The 15,066-nt window shown below is 73.7% G+C and carries 13 protein-coding genes; 9 read left to right on the forward strand and 4 right to left on the reverse strand.

Features of this window, described 5'->3' with window-relative positions:
* Positions 1-80: 80 nt before the first annotated feature.
* Positions 81-1,043 (reverse strand): tyrosine recombinase XerC, encoded by a 963-nt coding sequence (locus MET2598_RS0107720; protein ID WP_012332995.1) that lies wholly within the window; start codon positions 1,041-1,043, stop codon positions 81-83.
* A gap of 113 nt (positions 1,044-1,156) precedes the next feature.
* A complete protein-coding gene (locus MET2598_RS0107725) occupies positions 1,157-2,035 on the reverse strand; it encodes an aldose 1-epimerase family protein (protein ID WP_018260431.1) in 879 nt (292 codons plus the stop codon).
* Between the two features lie 206 nt (positions 2,036-2,241).
* Between MET2598_RS0107725 and MET2598_RS0107730 the strand changes: the two genes are divergently transcribed.
* Positions 2,242-3,408 carry a M20 aminoacylase family protein gene (locus tag MET2598_RS0107730; RefSeq protein WP_018260432.1) on the forward strand — a complete coding sequence of 389 codons (1,167 nt, stop codon included), beginning with the start codon at positions 2,242-2,244 and terminating at the stop codon, positions 3,406-3,408.
* A gap of 270 nt (positions 3,409-3,678) precedes the next feature.
* Here the strand turns inward: MET2598_RS0107730 and amaB are convergent, their stop codons facing one another.
* Complete coding sequence (gene amaB / locus MET2598_RS0107735) at positions 3,679-5,199, reverse strand: L-piperidine-6-carboxylate dehydrogenase (protein WP_018260433.1); 1,521 nt, start codon at positions 5,197-5,199, stop codon at positions 3,679-3,681.
* An 80-nt stretch (positions 5,200-5,279) separates the two neighbouring features.
* Positions 5,280-6,314 (reverse strand): aspartate-semialdehyde dehydrogenase, encoded by a 1,035-nt coding sequence (locus MET2598_RS0107740; RefSeq protein ID WP_018260434.1) that lies wholly within the window; start codon positions 6,312-6,314, stop codon positions 5,280-5,282.
* A 435-nt stretch (positions 6,315-6,749) separates the two neighbouring features.
* Between MET2598_RS0107740 and MET2598_RS0107745 the strand changes: the two genes are divergently transcribed.
* From MET2598_RS0107745 to MET2598_RS36130, 8 genes are all read left to right on the forward strand, one after another.
* The gene (locus MET2598_RS0107745) at positions 6,750-7,649 is read left to right on the forward strand and encodes a hypothetical protein (RefSeq protein WP_018260435.1); all 900 of its coding nucleotides are present in this window, start codon (positions 6,750-6,752) and stop codon (positions 7,647-7,649) included.
* A 53-nt stretch (positions 7,650-7,702) separates the two neighbouring features.
* Positions 7,703-8,107: a hypothetical protein gene (locus MET2598_RS0107750; RefSeq protein ID WP_012332989.1), complete on the forward strand. Its 405-nt coding sequence runs from the start codon at positions 7,703-7,705 to the stop codon at positions 8,105-8,107.
* Between the two features lie 397 nt (positions 8,108-8,504).
* Positions 8,505-9,848: a tRNA (N6-isopentenyl adenosine(37)-C2)-methylthiotransferase MiaB gene (miaB, locus tag MET2598_RS0107755; protein ID WP_012332988.1), complete on the forward strand. Its 1,344-nt coding sequence runs from the start codon at positions 8,505-8,507 to the stop codon at positions 9,846-9,848.
* A 9-nt stretch (positions 9,849-9,857) separates the two neighbouring features.
* On the forward strand, positions 9,858-10,955 hold the full coding sequence (locus MET2598_RS0107760; protein WP_012332987.1) for a PhoH family protein: 1,098 nt from the start codon (positions 9,858-9,860) through the stop codon (positions 10,953-10,955).
* A gap of 3 nt (positions 10,956-10,958) precedes the next feature.
* Positions 10,959-11,438 carry an rRNA maturation RNase YbeY gene (gene ybeY / locus MET2598_RS0107765; RefSeq protein WP_012332986.1) on the forward strand — a complete coding sequence of 160 codons (480 nt, stop codon included), beginning with the start codon at positions 10,959-10,961 and terminating at the stop codon, positions 11,436-11,438.
* Positions 11,439-11,471: 33 nt separating this feature from the next.
* Positions 11,472-12,629, forward strand: coding sequence for a hemolysin family protein (locus MET2598_RS0107770; protein WP_018260436.1), 1,158 nt, complete (start codon positions 11,472-11,474; stop codon positions 12,627-12,629).
* Between the two features lie 293 nt (positions 12,630-12,922).
* Entirely contained in the window at positions 12,923-14,584 is a 1,662-nt protein-coding gene (gene lnt / locus MET2598_RS0107775; RefSeq protein ID WP_018260437.1) for an apolipoprotein N-acyltransferase, read from the forward strand.
* 16 nt (positions 14,585-14,600) lie between these two features.
* The gene (locus tag MET2598_RS36130; protein WP_036270309.1) at positions 14,601-15,029 is read left to right on the forward strand and encodes a helix-turn-helix domain-containing protein; all 429 of its coding nucleotides are present in this window, start codon (positions 14,601-14,603) and stop codon (positions 15,027-15,029) included.
* The last annotated feature ends 37 nt before the right edge of the window (positions 15,030-15,066 follow it).

Below are 15,066 nucleotides of genomic sequence, written 5' to 3' on the forward strand. Positions count from 1 at the left end.
CGGGATGGCGGATGTGGGCCTCGCTCAGTCGCCGCGCGGGCTTTTGATCCGGGATCCGCTTCGATCAAGCGGATCCCGGATCACATCCGCCCGGCCCGCGGATGCGCCGCCTCGAAGGCGCTCATCAGGCGGGCGGAATCGACCTTGGTGTAGATCTGCGTGGTGGCCAGCGAGGCGTGGCCGAGCAGGTCCTGGATCGCGCGCAGGTCCCCCTGCCGCGCGAGGAGATGCGTGGCGAAGGAGTGGCGCAGGGCGTGGGGCGTCGCGCTGTCGGGCAGGCCGAGGGCGCCGCGCAGGGACGCGACCGCGAGCTGCACCACGCGGGGCGAGAGCGGGCCGCCCTTCTGCCCGACGAAGAGCGGGCCGTCCGGCGCGAGCGCGTAGGGGCAGGCGGCGAGGTACTCGGCCAGGGCGGCCTGGACCGGGGCGATCACCGGCACCATGCGGGTCTTCTGCCCCTTGCCCACGATGGTGAGCGTGTCGAGGCCGCCGACCGGCGCATCCTTGCGCCGCAGGCCCAGCGCCTCGCCGATGCGCAGCCCCGCCCCGTAGAGCAGCGCGAGCACCGCCGCGTCGCGGGCGAGCACCCAGTCGGGGCGGTCCTCGCCGGCCCGGATGTCGGGGCTCGCCAGCGCCACCGCGGCGGCGACCGGCAGGGGCCGCGGCAGCCGCCGCTCCACCTTGGGCGAGCGCACGGCGGAGAGGGCCGAGACCGTGCCGTGCCCCTCCCGCTCCAGGTGGCGGGCGAAGGAGCGCAGGGATGCGAGCGCCCGCATCAGGCTGCGCCCGCCGATCCCCTCGGCCCGGCGCGCGGCCATGAAGGCGCGCAGGTCGCGCGGCTTGAGGGCGACGAGGGACGGGATGTCGGGCTGGGTTCCCGCCCGCGCGCGGTGGGCCAGGAACTGGCGCAGGTCCCGCGCATAGGCCTCGACGGTGTTGGGCGAGAAGCGGCGCTCGCGCGCGAGCAGGGTCAGCCAGGAGGCGACCGCCTCCCGCACGTCCGCGGCGCCGGGGAGGAGGTCGGGGGGCGTGGTCTGGAGCACGGCGCGGGTCCCTGGTGGCGCCGCCCCGCCGGGACGGCCGCCCCAGCAGACCCGGCAGCCGTTGAGGCTCCGTTGACGACGCGCCCGCCATCCACCGCGGGTTGCGCCCGCCCTCAGCCCGGCTCGAAGGCCAGCACCACCCCGTGCCGCGCCTGCGCGCCTGGGGCGAGCAGGCGCTGCGAGTCGCGCTCGGCGAGCTCGCCCGAGAACCCGACCCAATCCGCGTGGCCGGTCCAGCATTCGAGGGAGAGGAAGGGGGCACTCGGCCGCGTCCAGACGGCGAGGTGCGGGAAATCCTCCGCCTCGAGCCGGATCGCGGCGCCGGAGGGGGCGACGAAGCGCATCCAGCGGCTGCGCGCGGCGAGGAAGACCAGGGCCTCCGTGAAGGTCTCCGGATCGAGCGCCAGGAGATCGCCGTCGAGCGGCACCGGGCGCCGCTCGCGCCGCAGCAGCCCGCCCGGGCCCACCTCCGGCACGGCGGGCGACTCGGCCCGCTCGAACTGCACCGCGTAGCCGCCCCCCGCCCGGCGCTCGCCGCCCGCGAAGGGCCACGGGAAGGCCGGGTGGAAGCCGAGGGCGTAGGGGAGGGGCTCCTCGCCCGGATTGGCCACCTCGCAGGCGAGGGCGAGTTCGCCCGGGCGCAGGCGCGCCGTGATCTCGAGCCGGAACCGGAACGGGTAGCGCGCCAGCGTCGCCTCGCTCTCCTCGAGCCGCAGGCGGACGTGGTCGGGACCCTGCTCGACCAGGGTGAAGCGGCTGTCGCGGGCGAAGCCGTGCTGCCCCATCGGGTAGGCGCGGCCCGCGACCGTCACCTGCCCCTCCGCCGAGGCGCCGACGACCGGGAAGAGCCAGGGAGCGTGGCGGTTCCAGTGCGCGGGGTCGCCGCCCCACAGGCATTCGCGGCCCGCCACCTGCCAGGAGACCGGCTCGGCGCCGTCGAGGGCGATGCGGGCGCGGGTGTCGCCGCTGCGGATCTCCACCGTCTCACTCATCGCGATCTCCCCGGGCGGCCGCGCCCGGGCCGCGGCGCAGAGTTAGACCACCGCCCCGGCCAGGGTCCAGCTTGCACCGGGCGCGGGTCGCCGGGCCGGCCGCGCGGCCGGCCATGCGCGGGGCGCAATGCGCGCCGGAGTTGACCTGCTCCCTGGCCCGGGGCTTGCTGTGCGGCGGCCCATCCCCGCTCACCCCAGAGTCCGCCATGCCCGTCATCAACCGCGTTTCCGCCCTCGCCGACGAGATCACGGGCTGGCGCCGCGACTTCCACCAGCACCCGGAACTCCTCTACGCGGTGGACCGCACCGCCGGCATCGTCGCCGAGAAGCTGCGCGCCTTCGGCTGCGACGAGGTGGTGACCGGGCTCGGCAAGACCGGCGTCGTCGGCCTCATCCGGGGCCGCAGGGCCGAGTCCGGCCGCACGATCGGGCTGCGCGCCGACATGGACGCGCTGCCGATCGAGGAGGCGACCCAGCTGCCCTACCGCTCGACCGTGCCCGGCACGATGCACGCCTGCGGCCATGACGGCCACACCGCGATGCTGCTCGGCGCGGCCCGGTACCTCGCCGAGACCCGCAACTTCGACGGCACGGCGGTGGTGATCTTCCAGCCGGCGGAGGAGGGCGGCGGGGGCGGCGCCGCCATGGTGAAGGACGGCCTCATGGAGCGCTTCGGCATCCAGGAGGTCTACGGGCTGCACAACAAGCCGGGACTGCCCCTCGGCTCCTTCGCGATCCGGCCCGGGCCGATCATGGCGGCGGCGGACCGCTTCACGATCACGATCGAGGGGCGCGGCGGCCACGCGGCCGCGCCGCACGACTGCATCGACACGGTGGTGGTCGCCGCCCAGATCATCACGGCCCTGCAATCGGTGGTGGCGCGCAACGCCGACCCGATCGCCTCCGCGGTGGTGTCGGTGACGACCGTGCGGGCGGGCGAGGCCTTCAACGTCATCCCGCAGACGGCGGTGCTGAACGGGACGGTGCGCTGCCTCGCCGAGCCGGTGCGGGCGCTGTGCGAGGCGCGGATCGGCGCGCTCGCGGCCGGGATCGCCCAGGCCTTCGGGGCGCGCGCCGCGACCCACTACGTGCGGGGCTACCCGGTGACCGACAACCACCCGGATCAGGCCACCTTCATGGCCGACGTGGCCGAGGAGGTCGCGGGCGAGGCCGGGGTGAACCGCGCCGTCGACCCGATGATGGGGGCGGAGGACTTCTCCTACATGCTGGAGGAGCGGCCGGGCGCCTACATCTTCCTCGGCACCGGCGACGGGCCCGGCCTGCACCACCCGGCCTACGATTTCAACGACGCGGCCACGCCCTACGGCGTGTCCCTGTGGGCGCGGCTGATCGAGCGGGCGATGCCGGCCTGAGCCTCATTCCGCCGGCCGGGGCCGAAGGGCTCAGCGGTGCGGCGGCGAACCGAAGGACCGCGTCGGCGAAACACGATGCGAGACCAAGAGACCGAGCAGAATTGCATGGGGCAATTCCGCTTGGAGGAGGCGAGAGCGGACGCGCCTCGCCCCGGCGGCCCAGGATGCTGCCGCATCGGGCCGTCGACCATCATGAATCGTCGACGCAAGCCGGTGGCGTGACGAACATTCGGGAACCGAACCGACGGTCATGAGACAGGGCCGTCGGGATCAGAGATCGAAGCTGACGCCCTGGGCGAGGGGCAGGGCGCGGCCGTAATTGATCGTGTTCGTCGCCCGCCGCATGTAGGCCTTCCAGGCATCCGAGCCGGCCTCGCGCCCGCCGCCCGTCTCCTTCTCGCCGCCGAAGGCCCCGCCGATCTCGGCGCCCGAGGGGCCGATATTGACGTTGGCGATGCCGCAATCGGACCCGGCCGCCGACAGGAAGGTCTCGGCCTCCCCGAGGTCGCGGGTGAAGATCGAGGAGGAGAGGCCCGCCGCCACCGCGTTCTGGGCCGCGATCGCCTCGGCGAGGTCGCGGTAGGGCACCACGTAGAGGATCGGCGCGAAGGTCTCGCGCAGCATCGGGCCGGCCTGCGCCTGCATCTCGACCAGGGCCGGGCGGAGATAGGCCGCCTCCTCGCCGCGGATGTCGGTCAGGCGCTGCCCGCCATGGATCGCGGCGCCGAGGGCGCGGGCCTCGTCGAGGGCGCGGGCCATGGCCTCGGCCGCCGCGACGTCGATCAGTGGGCCGACCAGCGTCGCCGGGTCGCGAGGGTCGCCGATCCGCACCGAGGCGTAGGCCTGCCGCAGCCGCGGCAGGAAGCTCCCGGCGACGCTCTCGTGCACGAAGAGGCGCCGCAGCGTGGTGCAGCGCTGGCCGGCCGTGCCCATCGCCGCGAAGGCGACGGCCCGCAGCGCGAGGTCGAGATCCGCCGAGGGCGCGATGATCGCGGCGTTGTTGCCGCCGAGTTCCAGGATGGCCCGCGCGAAGCGCGCGGCCAGGATCGGCGCCACTTGCCGCCCCATCGCGGTCGAGCCGGTGGCCGAGACGAGGGGGATGCGCGGATCGGCCACCAGCGCCTCGCCCAGGGCCCGCCCGCCGATCAGCACCGAGAGCAGCCCGGGGGGCGCCTCGGGCCCGAAGCGCGCGAGCGCGCGCCCGGCGATGGCCTGGACGGCCAGGGCCGTGAGCGGCGTCTTCTCCGAGGGCTTCCAGACCACCGGATCGCCGCAGACCAGGGCGAGCGCCGCGTTCCAGGACCAGACCGCCACCGGGAAGTTGAAGGCCGTGATCACCCCGCAGGGCCCGAGCGGGTGCCAGACCTCCATCATGCGGTGGTCCGGGCGCTCGGTCGCGATGGTGAGGCCGTGGAGCTGGCGCGAGAGGCCGACCGCGAAGTCGCAGATGTCGATCATCTCCTGGACCTCGCCGAGGCCCTCGGAGAGGATCTTGCCGGCCTCCAGGGTGACGAGCCGGCCGAGATCGGCCTTGGCGGCCCGCAACTCCTCGCCGAGGAGCCGCACCAGCTCGCCGCGGCGGGGCGCCGGCACCCTGCGCCAGGCCGGGAAGGCCTCCGCGGCCGCCGCGATGGCCGGCCCGGCCTCTCGGGTCTCGGGCAGGTGGCCGATCACCAGCCCGTCGATGGGCGAGCGGACCGGCAGGCCCGTCCCGGCGAAGGAGGCCGGGACGCCGAGCCGCTCCAGCACGGCGAGGAGGTCGTCGCGGATGGAGAGGACGGTCGGGGCCATGCGGGTGTCCGGGGCTGGGGGCAAAAGGCGGCCGCGCCGGAGCACCTCGCCGGCGCGGCCGCGGATCCGGCCGGGGGCCCTCAGGCCGCCTTGGTCTTCGGGCTGATCAGCTTGCGGTTGATCAGCACCTCGGCGATCTGGACCGTGTTCAGCGCCGCGCCCTTGCGCAGGTTGTCGGAGACGCACCAGAAGGACAGGCCGTTCTCGACCGTGATGTCCTCGCGGATGCGCGACACGTAGGTCGCGTCCTCGCCCGCCGCCTCGTGGGGCGTGATGTAGCCGCCCGGCTCGCGCTTGTCGTCGACCAGCACGCCGGGCGCCGAGCGCAGGATCTCGCGCGCCTCCTCGGCGCTGATCGGCCGCTCGAACTCCACGTTCACCGCCTCCGAATGGCCGATGAACACCGGCACCCGCACGCAGGTCGCCGTCAGCTTGATCTTGGGATCCAGCATCTTCTTGGTCTCGGCCACCATCTTCCACTCCTCCTTGGTGGAGCCGTCCTCCATGAAGACGTCGATGTGGGGGATGACGTTGAAGGCGATCCGCTTGGTGAACTTCTGGACCTTGACCTCGCCGGCCGTGAAGACGGCGCGGGTCTGGTTGAACAGCTCGTCCATGGCGTCCTTGCCGGCGCCGGAGACCGACTGGTAGGTGGCGACGACGACGCGCTTGATGGTGGCGGCGTCGTGCAGCGGCTTCAGCGCCACCACGAGCTGCGCGGTCGAGCAGTTCGGGTTGGCGATGATGTTCTTCTTCGAGAAGCCGACGACCGCGTCCGCGTTCACCTCCGGCACGATCAGCGGCACGTCGGAATCGTAGCGGAAGGCCGAGGAATTATCGATCACCACGCAGCCCTGCGCGCCGATCCGCGGCGACCATTCCTTCGAGGTCTCGCCGCCCGCCGACATCAGGCAGATGTCCGTGTCGGAGAAGTCGTACTGGTCGAGGGCCTGGACCTTCAGCGTCCTGTCGCCGAAGGAGACCTCCTGGCCCAGGCTGCGGCGCGAGGCCAGCGCCACGACCGTATCGGCCGGGAAGGCGCGCTCCGCCAGGATGTCCAGCATCTCCCGGCCGACATTGCCGGTGGCTCCCACGACGGCGACCTTGTAACCCATCTCACTCACTCCAGCTTGGCGGCGACCCTCCCCGGAGATCGTGATCGGGCCTCGCTCGAAGGAGCCCGGCCTCCGTCCGCCGCGGACGGGGAGGGATCCGAGGACGACGCGAGGCTTCAGCCGGCGATGACCGCCGTCAGGGCTTTCGTTTTCGTCGTCTGCGACGCGGCACGCATGGCGCGGTGAATCGTCCCCGGACGGTGCTCCGCTCATCGGAGGCACGGCCGAGCGCACCAACACCGCGCGGCGGCGGATCTGTCAAGGGCCGCTTGGCCGCGCCGGCAACAGAATCGCGCGGCCGTCATGCGGTGACGGATTGTTCACCACGTTCGCGCGCTTCCGTGGACGGCGCGCCGGCGCCAACCGGATGGCGAGGCCTGCGCGCTTGCATGGCGGGGCGGCCGCGCGACGGCCGCGCGAGCGTTCGGAGGCCCCGTGAGGCATCGGGATTTCGATGACGCGGCCCTCACGCGGGCCGGCCGGGCCCTGGCCCGGGATCTCGGTCCCGCCGAGCCCGTCCTGCCGCGCCCGCTGCCGCGGGCGGCGGGCGGCGGGGGCTGGCGCCTGCTGCGGCGCTGCGTCGGCGCGGCCGCCGTGATCGCGCTCCTGAGCATCCTGGCGGGCGAGCGGCGGCAGGCGGAGGCCGAGGCGCAGGCCGCCGCGGTCGCGGCCGCGCCCCCCTGGGAGGGCGTGGCGGCGGACCGCTACGCCCTGGAGGGCGACGAGGAGGTGCGCGCCACCGCCCGCCGCCGGCCGAGGCTCGGCCTGCGCGAGGACAGCCTCGTCGCCGGCGCGTTCGGCAGCATCGAGCAGCCCTTCCTGCGCCTGACCCTGGCCGAGTCCCCCGACCCGGAGGCGAGCCTGTTCGTGACCCTCGCCCGCCGCGCCGCGGAGCATGACGGGCTCGCCGTCCTGCGCGCGGGCGACCGCGGCGCGATCGAGAGCCGCTTCGGGCCGGTCGAGACCGTCGAGGCGACGCTCTCGGGGCCGGAAGGGCGCCGCGCCTGCACGGCCTTCCGCCTCCTCGACACGGGAATGCGCCTCGACGGCTGGCTCTGCGCGCCGCTGGGCCTGCCGCCCGAGCCCGCGGCGGTCGGCTGCGCCATCGACCGCCTGACCGCGCGCCCCAGCGTCCTGCTGCCCGCCGGGATCGTCGATCTGCTGACGCGGCCGGCCCGGCCGGTCTGCGCGCCGCCCCCGCCGCTCGCCGCCGCGCTGGCGCCCCGAAAGGGGCGCGACCGGAAGAATGCGGCGAAAGTGCGACAATCGGCCCAAGCGTTGCAGGAGCCCGGAACCACGGCCGCGCTCGGACGTCATCCTGAGGCAAGCCGCTGACCTTTCCTTATGACCTCGCCGCCTAGGGTGCGGCGCGACAACGAGGTTCCGCCATGCGCACGTCCAGACTGGCCCTGATCGGCCTTCTCTCCCTCGCGGCGCTCGGCGCCGAGACCGCCGCCTCCCAGGCCCAGGATTCCTACGTCATCCGCAGCACCCGCGGCGGCCAGGGCCTCGCCATCCGGGTGCGCCCGCGCAGCTGGCTCGATGCCGGCAACGTCGTGGAGGCGAATTCCGGCGCCGTCTCCAACCCGGCGACGAACCCGCACTTCATCACCGCCTCGTACCTCGCCTCGCCGCCCTACATCGCCAACCGCGAGCGCTTCGGCGGCTTCGGCGTGCTGCCCGACCCGATCACCAACGGGCCGTTCATCGGCGCCCGCCGCGCCGCCGTCACGGTCGACCTCTCGGGCCTCGACTACCTCGACCCGACCTCGCCGCGGGCGCGCGGCTACTGAATCCGCGCAACATTCGTGATCCGAGCAGCTTGCGCCGACGCGGTCGCCGCTTCGGCGGCGAACCGAAGCACCGCGTCAGCGAAACATGATGCGGAGACAAGGGCCTGAGCAGAATCGCCCGACGCCGTTCTGCCCAGGGCCGCCCCCGGGACGCTCGCGGCGCGGGCGCCCGGATCCCGGATGACCCGCCGCGGGCCCGGCCGAGGCCGTGCCTCGCGGGATCCGGCCGGGGGCGGTCGCCATTCGGGCCAAGCCGCTGACGTGCCGTTCTTTTCTCCGGCGAACCGGCGCCGCCCGCGCGGGACGCTGCGCGGCATCGCCCTATTCTCATTCCGGCCGCGACCGCGTACATGACGGGGCTGTCGCCCCATTCCCCCTATCCGCGAAGGCCGGTTCGTTGAAGAAAGCGTTCGTCAAATCCTACGGCTGCCAGATGAACGTCTACGACGCGGCCCGGATGGTCGACCTCCTCGGCCGCGAGGGCTTCGCCGAGACGGAGGCGATGGAGGAGGCGGACGTCGTCATCCTCAACACCTGCCACATCCGCGAGAAGGCGGCCGAGAAGGTCTATTCCGAACTCGGCCGGGTGCGGGACCTGAAGGGCGAGCGGGCCGGGGCGGGGCGCGAGACCACGATCGTGGTGGCGGGCTGCGTGGCGCAGGCGGAGGGCCGCGAGATCATCCACCGGGCCCCCGCCGTCGACGTGGTGGTGGGACCCCAGAGCTACCACCGGCTGCCGGAGCTCCTGGCCCGCGCCCGGGACGGCAAGGTCGTCGACACCGAGTTCCCCCTCGACGACAAGTTCGACCACCTGCCCCCGCGCCGCGTCGCCGGTCCCTCCGCCTTCCTCACCGTGCAGGAGGGCTGCGACAAGTTCTGCGCCTTCTGCGTCGTGCCCTACACGCGGGGGGCGGAGGTGTCGCGGCCCGTGGCGAAGATCCTCGCCGAGGCCGAGCGGCTGGCCGCGGGCGGCGCGCGGGAACTCACCCTGATCGGCCAGAACGTGAACGCCTTCCACGGCGAGGGGCCGGACGGGCGCCCGTGGTCCCTCGGGCGCCTGATGCGCCGCCTCGCGGAGGTGCCGGGCATCGCGCGGCTGCGCTACACGACCAGCCACCCGCGGGACATGGACGACGACCTGATCGCGGCCCACCGGGACTGCCCGGCGGTGATGCCCTACCTGCACCTTCCGGTGCAGTCGGGCTCCGACCGCATTCTGGCGGCCATGAACCGCCGGCACGACGCGGACACCTACCGGCGGCTGATCGACCGGATCCGGGCGGCGCGGCCGGACATCGCCCTCACCTCCGACTTCATCGTCGGCTTCCCGGGCGAGACCGACGCGGACCACGCCGAGACGATGCGGCTCGTGGCGGAGATCGGCTTCTCGGGCGCCTTCTCGTTCAAGTACAGCCCGCGCCCGGGCACGCCCGCGGCGGAGAGCGCCGACGCGGTGCCGGAGGCGGTCAAGCGCGAGCGCCTCGCCGCGTTGCAGGCGCTGATCGACGGGCAGGCCCGGGCCTTCAACCTCGCCAGCCTCGGCCGCACGGTCGAGGTGCTGATCGAGAAGCCCGGCCGGCATCCGGGCCAGGTCGCCGGCAAGTCGCCCTACCTCCAGGCGGTGCAGATCGAGGCGGAGCCGGCGGTGATCGGGACGATCCTGCCGGTGCGCCTCACCCGCGCCGGATCGAACAGCCTGTTCGGGGAACGGGCCGAGGCGGCCCCGGCCGCCGCAGCATAGGGGACGCATGTGCGACCGGGCGACAACGCGGGACGCGGCGGACGGGGGCGCGAGGGGCCGGGCAGGCCGGTCGCTGGCCTGAGCGAGGCCGCCGAGATCGCGCTCACCTTCGACGACAACCGCCTCGCCAGCCTGGTCTTCGGCCAGTACGACCAGAACGTGGCGCATCTGGAGCGGCGGCTCGGCGTGACCGCGACCGCGCTCGGCAACCACGTGGTGGTCAAGGGCACGCCGGAAGCCGCCGAGCGGGCCCGGATCGTGCTGGAGACCCTCTATGCCCGGGTGCGCGACGGCGGCGGGCTGCCGCTGACCCTCGGCGACGTCGACGGCGTCATCCAGGAGGCCTCCCTGCAGGGCAGCCTGTTTCCGGCGAGCGAGGCCCCGTCGAACGGCGAGCGCGCGCAGTTCGACCAGATCGCCACCCGCCGCCGCGGGGCCGTGCGGGCCCGCAACGCCGCGCAGGACGCCTACATCAAGGCCCTGCGCGCCAACGAACTCGTCTTCGCCGAGGGGCCGGCCGGCACCGGCAAGACCTGGCTGGCGGTCGGCCACGCGGTCTCGCTCCTGGAGCAGGGCCACGCGGAGCGGCTGATCCTGTCGCGCCCGGCCGTCGAGGCGGGCGAGCGCCTCGGCTTCCTGCCCGGCGACATGCGCGAGAAGGTCGATCCCTATCTCCGCCCGATCTACGACGCGCTCTACGACTTCATGGAGGCGCGCCACGTCGACCGGGGCCTGCAGACCGGCATGATCGAGATCGCGCCGCTCGCCTTCATGCGCGGGCGCACCCTCACCAATGCGGTGGTGCTGCTGGACGAGGCGCAGAACACCACCTCCATGCAGATGAAGATGTTCCTGACCCGCCTGGGCGAGAACTCGCGGATGATCGTGACGGGCGATCCGAGCCAGATCGACCTTCCGCCCGGCCAGAAATCCGGCCTCGTCGAGGCGGTCCGCATCCTGGAGGGCGTGGAGGGGATCGGGCGCGTCACCTTCAAGGACGCGGACGTGGTCCGGCACGACCTGGTGCGGCGGATCGTCAGCGCCTACGAGGCGGATACGAGCCGCGCCGGGGCCGAGGACCGTCCCGCCCCGCGCCGCGGGGCCTGAGCCGTGGAGAACGAGATCGACGTCGTCCTGGAGGACGAGCGCTGGGAGGCGGCCATCCCGGATCTCGGCCCCTTCGTGCGCCGCGCCGTCGAGGCGGCCCTGGCGATCCTGCCGCCCGCGGAGGCGGTCGAGGTGAGCGTCCTGCTCACCGACGACGAGGCGGTGCAGGAGCTCAACCGCACATGGCGCGGCAAGGACAAGCCGACGAACGTGCTCTCCTTCCCGGCCGGCCACGCCCATGGCGGGGCGCCGCGGCCCCTCGGCGACGTGGTTCTTGCGTATGACACGATGCTGCGCGAGAGTGGGGAGCAGTCGAAGCCTCTCGGCCACCATCTCGCGCATCTGCTGGTTCATGGCACGCTCCATCTCCTGGGCCAGGATCATGAGACCGGCGAGGCCGAGGCCGAGGCGATGGAGGCTCTGGAGGCCGCGGCCCTGGCGCGGCTCGGCGTTCCGGATCCCTACGGCGAGCCCGCGGAATGAGCCGCGGATCCTGCAATTCCAGACCAGAGAGACATGAGCAACGATCGAAGTCGTGGCGCCGCCGCGACCGCCCAGCCCGCCCCGGACGAGGACAGTCCGGCCCGTGAGCCGTGGTATGACCGTCTCCTCACCATCTTCCACCTGAAGCCGCGGGAGGCTCCGCGCGACGAGATCACCGACGCGCTGGCGGAGGCGCAGTCGGGCGATCACGCCTTCTCGCCCGTCGAGCGGGCGATGCTGAAGAACGTGCTGAGCCTGCACCGGGTGCGGGTCGACGACGTGATGGTGCCGCGGGCCGACATCGTCGCCGTGCCGGCGGAGATCTCCCTCGGCGAACTCCTGAAGGTGTTCCGGACGGCGGGCCATTCGCGCCTGCCGGTCTACGGCGACACCCTGGACGATCCCCGCGGCATGGTCCACATCCGCGACTTCGTCGACCACCTCGCCACCCGCGCCGAGGCCGGCGCGGCCCACGGCGCCAAATCCCCGGCCAACTCCCCGGCCAACTCTCCGGCCAAGCCCGCGGCCGAGCCGCCGCCGGTGATCCAGGGGGACGGGCGGGCGCGCCGGCCGCACCTCGCCCGGACGCCCGACCTGTGCGAGGTCGATCTCGACCTCTCCCTCGCCGCCACGCGGATCCTGCGGCCCGTGCTCTACGTGCCGCCCTCGATGCCGGCGATCGACCTCCTGGTGCGGATGCAGGCCAGCCGGACCCACATGGCCCTCGTCATCGACGAGTATGGCGGGACCGACGGGCTGATCTCGATCGAGGACCTGATCGAGGTCGTGGTCGGCGACATCGAGGACGAGCACGACGTGGCCGAGGGGCACCGGGTGCTGCGGGTCGACGGCGAGGCCGAGATCTACGTGGCGGATGCGCGCGCGAGCCTCGACGACGTCGCGGAGGCGACCGGCTTCGACATCGCCGGGGCGGTGGGCGAACTCGCCGAGGAGGTCGACACGATCGGCGGCCTCGTCGTCACCATCACCGGGCGGGTGCCGTCCCGGGGCGAGGTCGTGGCGGTTCCGGGCGACTTCGAGGTCGAGGTGCTGGACGCCGATCCGCGCCGCATCAAGCGGCTTCGCCTCCACCACGGCCCGGCCAAGCTCGCCGCCCCGGAGGAGCCCCTGGCCCTGCCGGCACCCCGCACGCTCAACGGCAGCGGCGCCCCGGTCGACGCCGGGGCGTGAGGGTGGGGGCCCTCGGCCCCCGCCCGTCCCCGCGGAGCGAATCCGGAGGCGCCCCCCGACCCGTCCGGGCACGTCCAGGCGCGCGGGAGAGGCCCCGGGCGCGCTCCCGCGATCGCCGGCCCGCGCGGGGGCGGTGGCGGCGCGCCCCGGGAGGGCCTCGCGCGCCCGCGGCGGCCTCGGCGGCCTCGGCGGCGCCACTGTTATCGTCCCTTCATCTTCCCGGGCCAGTGCGGCCGGGGCCTCACCGCCTCGCGCCGGACCAGCGGCCTCACTCGACCACGGCGAATCACCCCATGCGGCCAGACGGAACGGATTTCGCGGCGCCCTCGCGGCTCGGAGCCCTCGCGGACCGCTTCGCCCTGGCGGGCGGCTGGCGCCGGCTCGCGCTGGCGTGGCTGGCGGGCGCCTGCGGCGCCCTGGCCATGCCGCCCTTCGGGGTCCTGCCCGCCCTGGCGGTGGCGCTCGTCCCGGCGGTCTGGCTCCTCGACGGCGCCGCGACGGGGAGCGGCCGGCTGCACCGCGTCCTCGCCACGGCGGCCAGCGCCGGGGCGATCGGCTGGGCCTGGGGCTTCGGCTACTTCGTCGCCGGGCTGTGGTGGCTCGGCGCCGCCTTTCTGGTCGATGCCGACGAGTTCGCCCTGCTCATGCCCCTCGGCGTGCTCGGCCTGCCCGCCCTGCTCGGGCTGTTCTTCGGGCTCGGCTTCGCCCTGGCGCGGCTCGTCTGGTCGCGGGGCGCCGGGCGGATCGCCGCCCTGGCGGCCGGCCTCGCCGCCTCCGAGTGGCTGCGCGGGCACCTGTTCACGGGCTTCCCCTGGAACACCCTCGGCATGGCGCTCGGCCAGAACCTCTGGCTGATGCAGGCGGCCTCCGTCGTCGGGCTCTACGGCCTGACCCTGCTCGCCGTCCTGATCGGGGCGGCGCCCGCCACGCTGGCCACCGGCGCGACCGCCCGGGCGCGCCGCTGGCCGACGCTGGCCGCCCTGGCGGGACTCGCGCTCCTCGCCGGGGCGGGCGCCCTGCGCGTCCCCGCCGGCAAGGTGCCGGAGGTGCCGGGCGTGCGGCTTCGCCTCGTCCAGCCCGACATCCCCCAGGACGCGCGCTTCAACCCGCGCAACCGCGAGGGCATTCTTCAGCGCTACCTCGGCCTCAGCGACAGCGCGACCGGCCCCGGATCGAGCGGGCTCGCCGACGTCACCCACCTGATCTGGCCCGAATCGGCCTTCCCGTTCCTGATCCAGCGCGAGCCCCGGGCGCTCGGCCAGATCACCGCCGCCCTGCCGCCGGGCAAGTACCTCGTCACCGGCGCCGCGCGCGCGGACGAGCCCCTGCCGGGGGAGCGCCTGCACTTCTACAACGGCATCCTGGTCATCGGCGCCGAGGGCTTCGTCGGCGTGCCCTACGACAAGCACCACCTCGTCCCGTTCGGGGAGTACCTGCCCGCCCCGGTCGACCGCATCCTGCGCGCGCTCGGCCTGCGGCAATTCGTGTCCGTGCCGGGCGGCTTCACCGCCGCCGAGGGCGCGAGGCGCCCGTTCTCGGTGCCGGGCCTGCCGGCCGCCGCGGCCTCGATCTGCTACGAGGTCATCTTCCCCGGCGCCGTCGTGCCCTCGGTGAGCCCGCGGGCCGGACTGATCCTCAACCTGACCAACGACGGCTGGTTCGGCGACACGCCCGGGCCGCGGCAGCATTTCGCCCAGGCCCGGCTGCGTGCCGTAGAGGAAGGTCTGCCGCTCGCGCGTGCTGCCAACACGGGCATCTCGGCCATGGTCGATCCTTACGGACGGGTGACTGGCATGCTCCCAGTCGGGGCGGAGGGCGTCCTCGATGTGAGGCTGCCGCACGACCTAGGGGAAAGTACGATCTACGCACGTTTTGGCGATTTGTTTTTCGTCGCATTGCTTCTAGGGTCGGTCCTGCTGGCCGCGGGCGCCCGAATCGGGAGCGCACGCCCGTAAGGCCACCGTGCGGGGTGTGGAGCAGGACTTGAAGAAAGCACCGGATCCGATCGATCGTCATGTTGGCCACCGGGTGCGGGTGCGGCGGCTTCTCATGGGGGTAAGTCAGGAGAAGCTGGGGGATGCGCTCGCCGTCACCTTCCAGCAGATCCAGAAGTACGAGAAGGGCGCCAACCGCATCAGTGCGAGCCGGCTGCAGCAGATCGCCGAAATGCTCGGCGTGCCCGTGGGATTTTTCTACGAGGGCGCGCCGCGCAGCGAGAACGGCCACGACGAGGAGCGCGGCGACGCGGCGCGCGCCCCGAGCGTCGACCTGTTCTGGACGAGTCAGGACCTCCAGCTCGTCCGCGCCTTCCAGCGCGTGAACGATCCGCTCCTGCGCCGGCGAGTCGTCTCGCTGGTCGAGGCGATGGGCGGCGGCAAGGACGCGGTCGTCGAGGAGTGATCCGCGGTCCGGACGATCACGTCCGGACAGCGGATCA

Source organism: Methylobacterium sp. WSM2598 (genome assembly GCF_000379105.1).
GTDB lineage: Bacteria > Pseudomonadota > Alphaproteobacteria > Rhizobiales > Beijerinckiaceae > Methylobacterium.

Bases quoted from the DNA above. Each gene is read 5' to 3' on its own strand.
- MET2598_RS0107725 (WP_018260431.1), bottom strand. From the start codon at position 2,035: ATGAGTGAGACGGTGGAGATCCGCAGCGGCGACACCCGCGCCCGCATC.
- MET2598_RS0107730 (WP_018260432.1), top strand. From the start codon at position 2,242: ATGCCCGTCATCAACCGCGTTTCCGCCCTCGCCGACGAGATCACGGGC.
- amaB (WP_018260433.1), bottom strand. From the start codon at position 5,199: ATGGCCCCGACCGTCCTCTCCATCCGCGACGACCTCCTCGCCGTGCTG.
- MET2598_RS0107740 (WP_018260434.1), bottom strand. From the start codon at position 6,314: ATGGGTTACAAGGTCGCCGTCGTGGGAGCCACCGGCAATGTCGGCCGG.
- MET2598_RS0107750 (WP_012332989.1), top strand. From the start codon at position 7,703: ATGCGCACGTCCAGACTGGCCCTGATCGGCCTTCTCTCCCTCGCGGCG.
- MET2598_RS0107770 (WP_018260436.1), top strand. From the start codon at position 11,472: ATGAGCAACGATCGAAGTCGTGGCGCCGCCGCGACCGCCCAGCCCGCC.
- lnt (WP_018260437.1), top strand. From the start codon at position 12,923: ATGCGGCCAGACGGAACGGATTTCGCGGCGCCCTCGCGGCTCGGAGCC.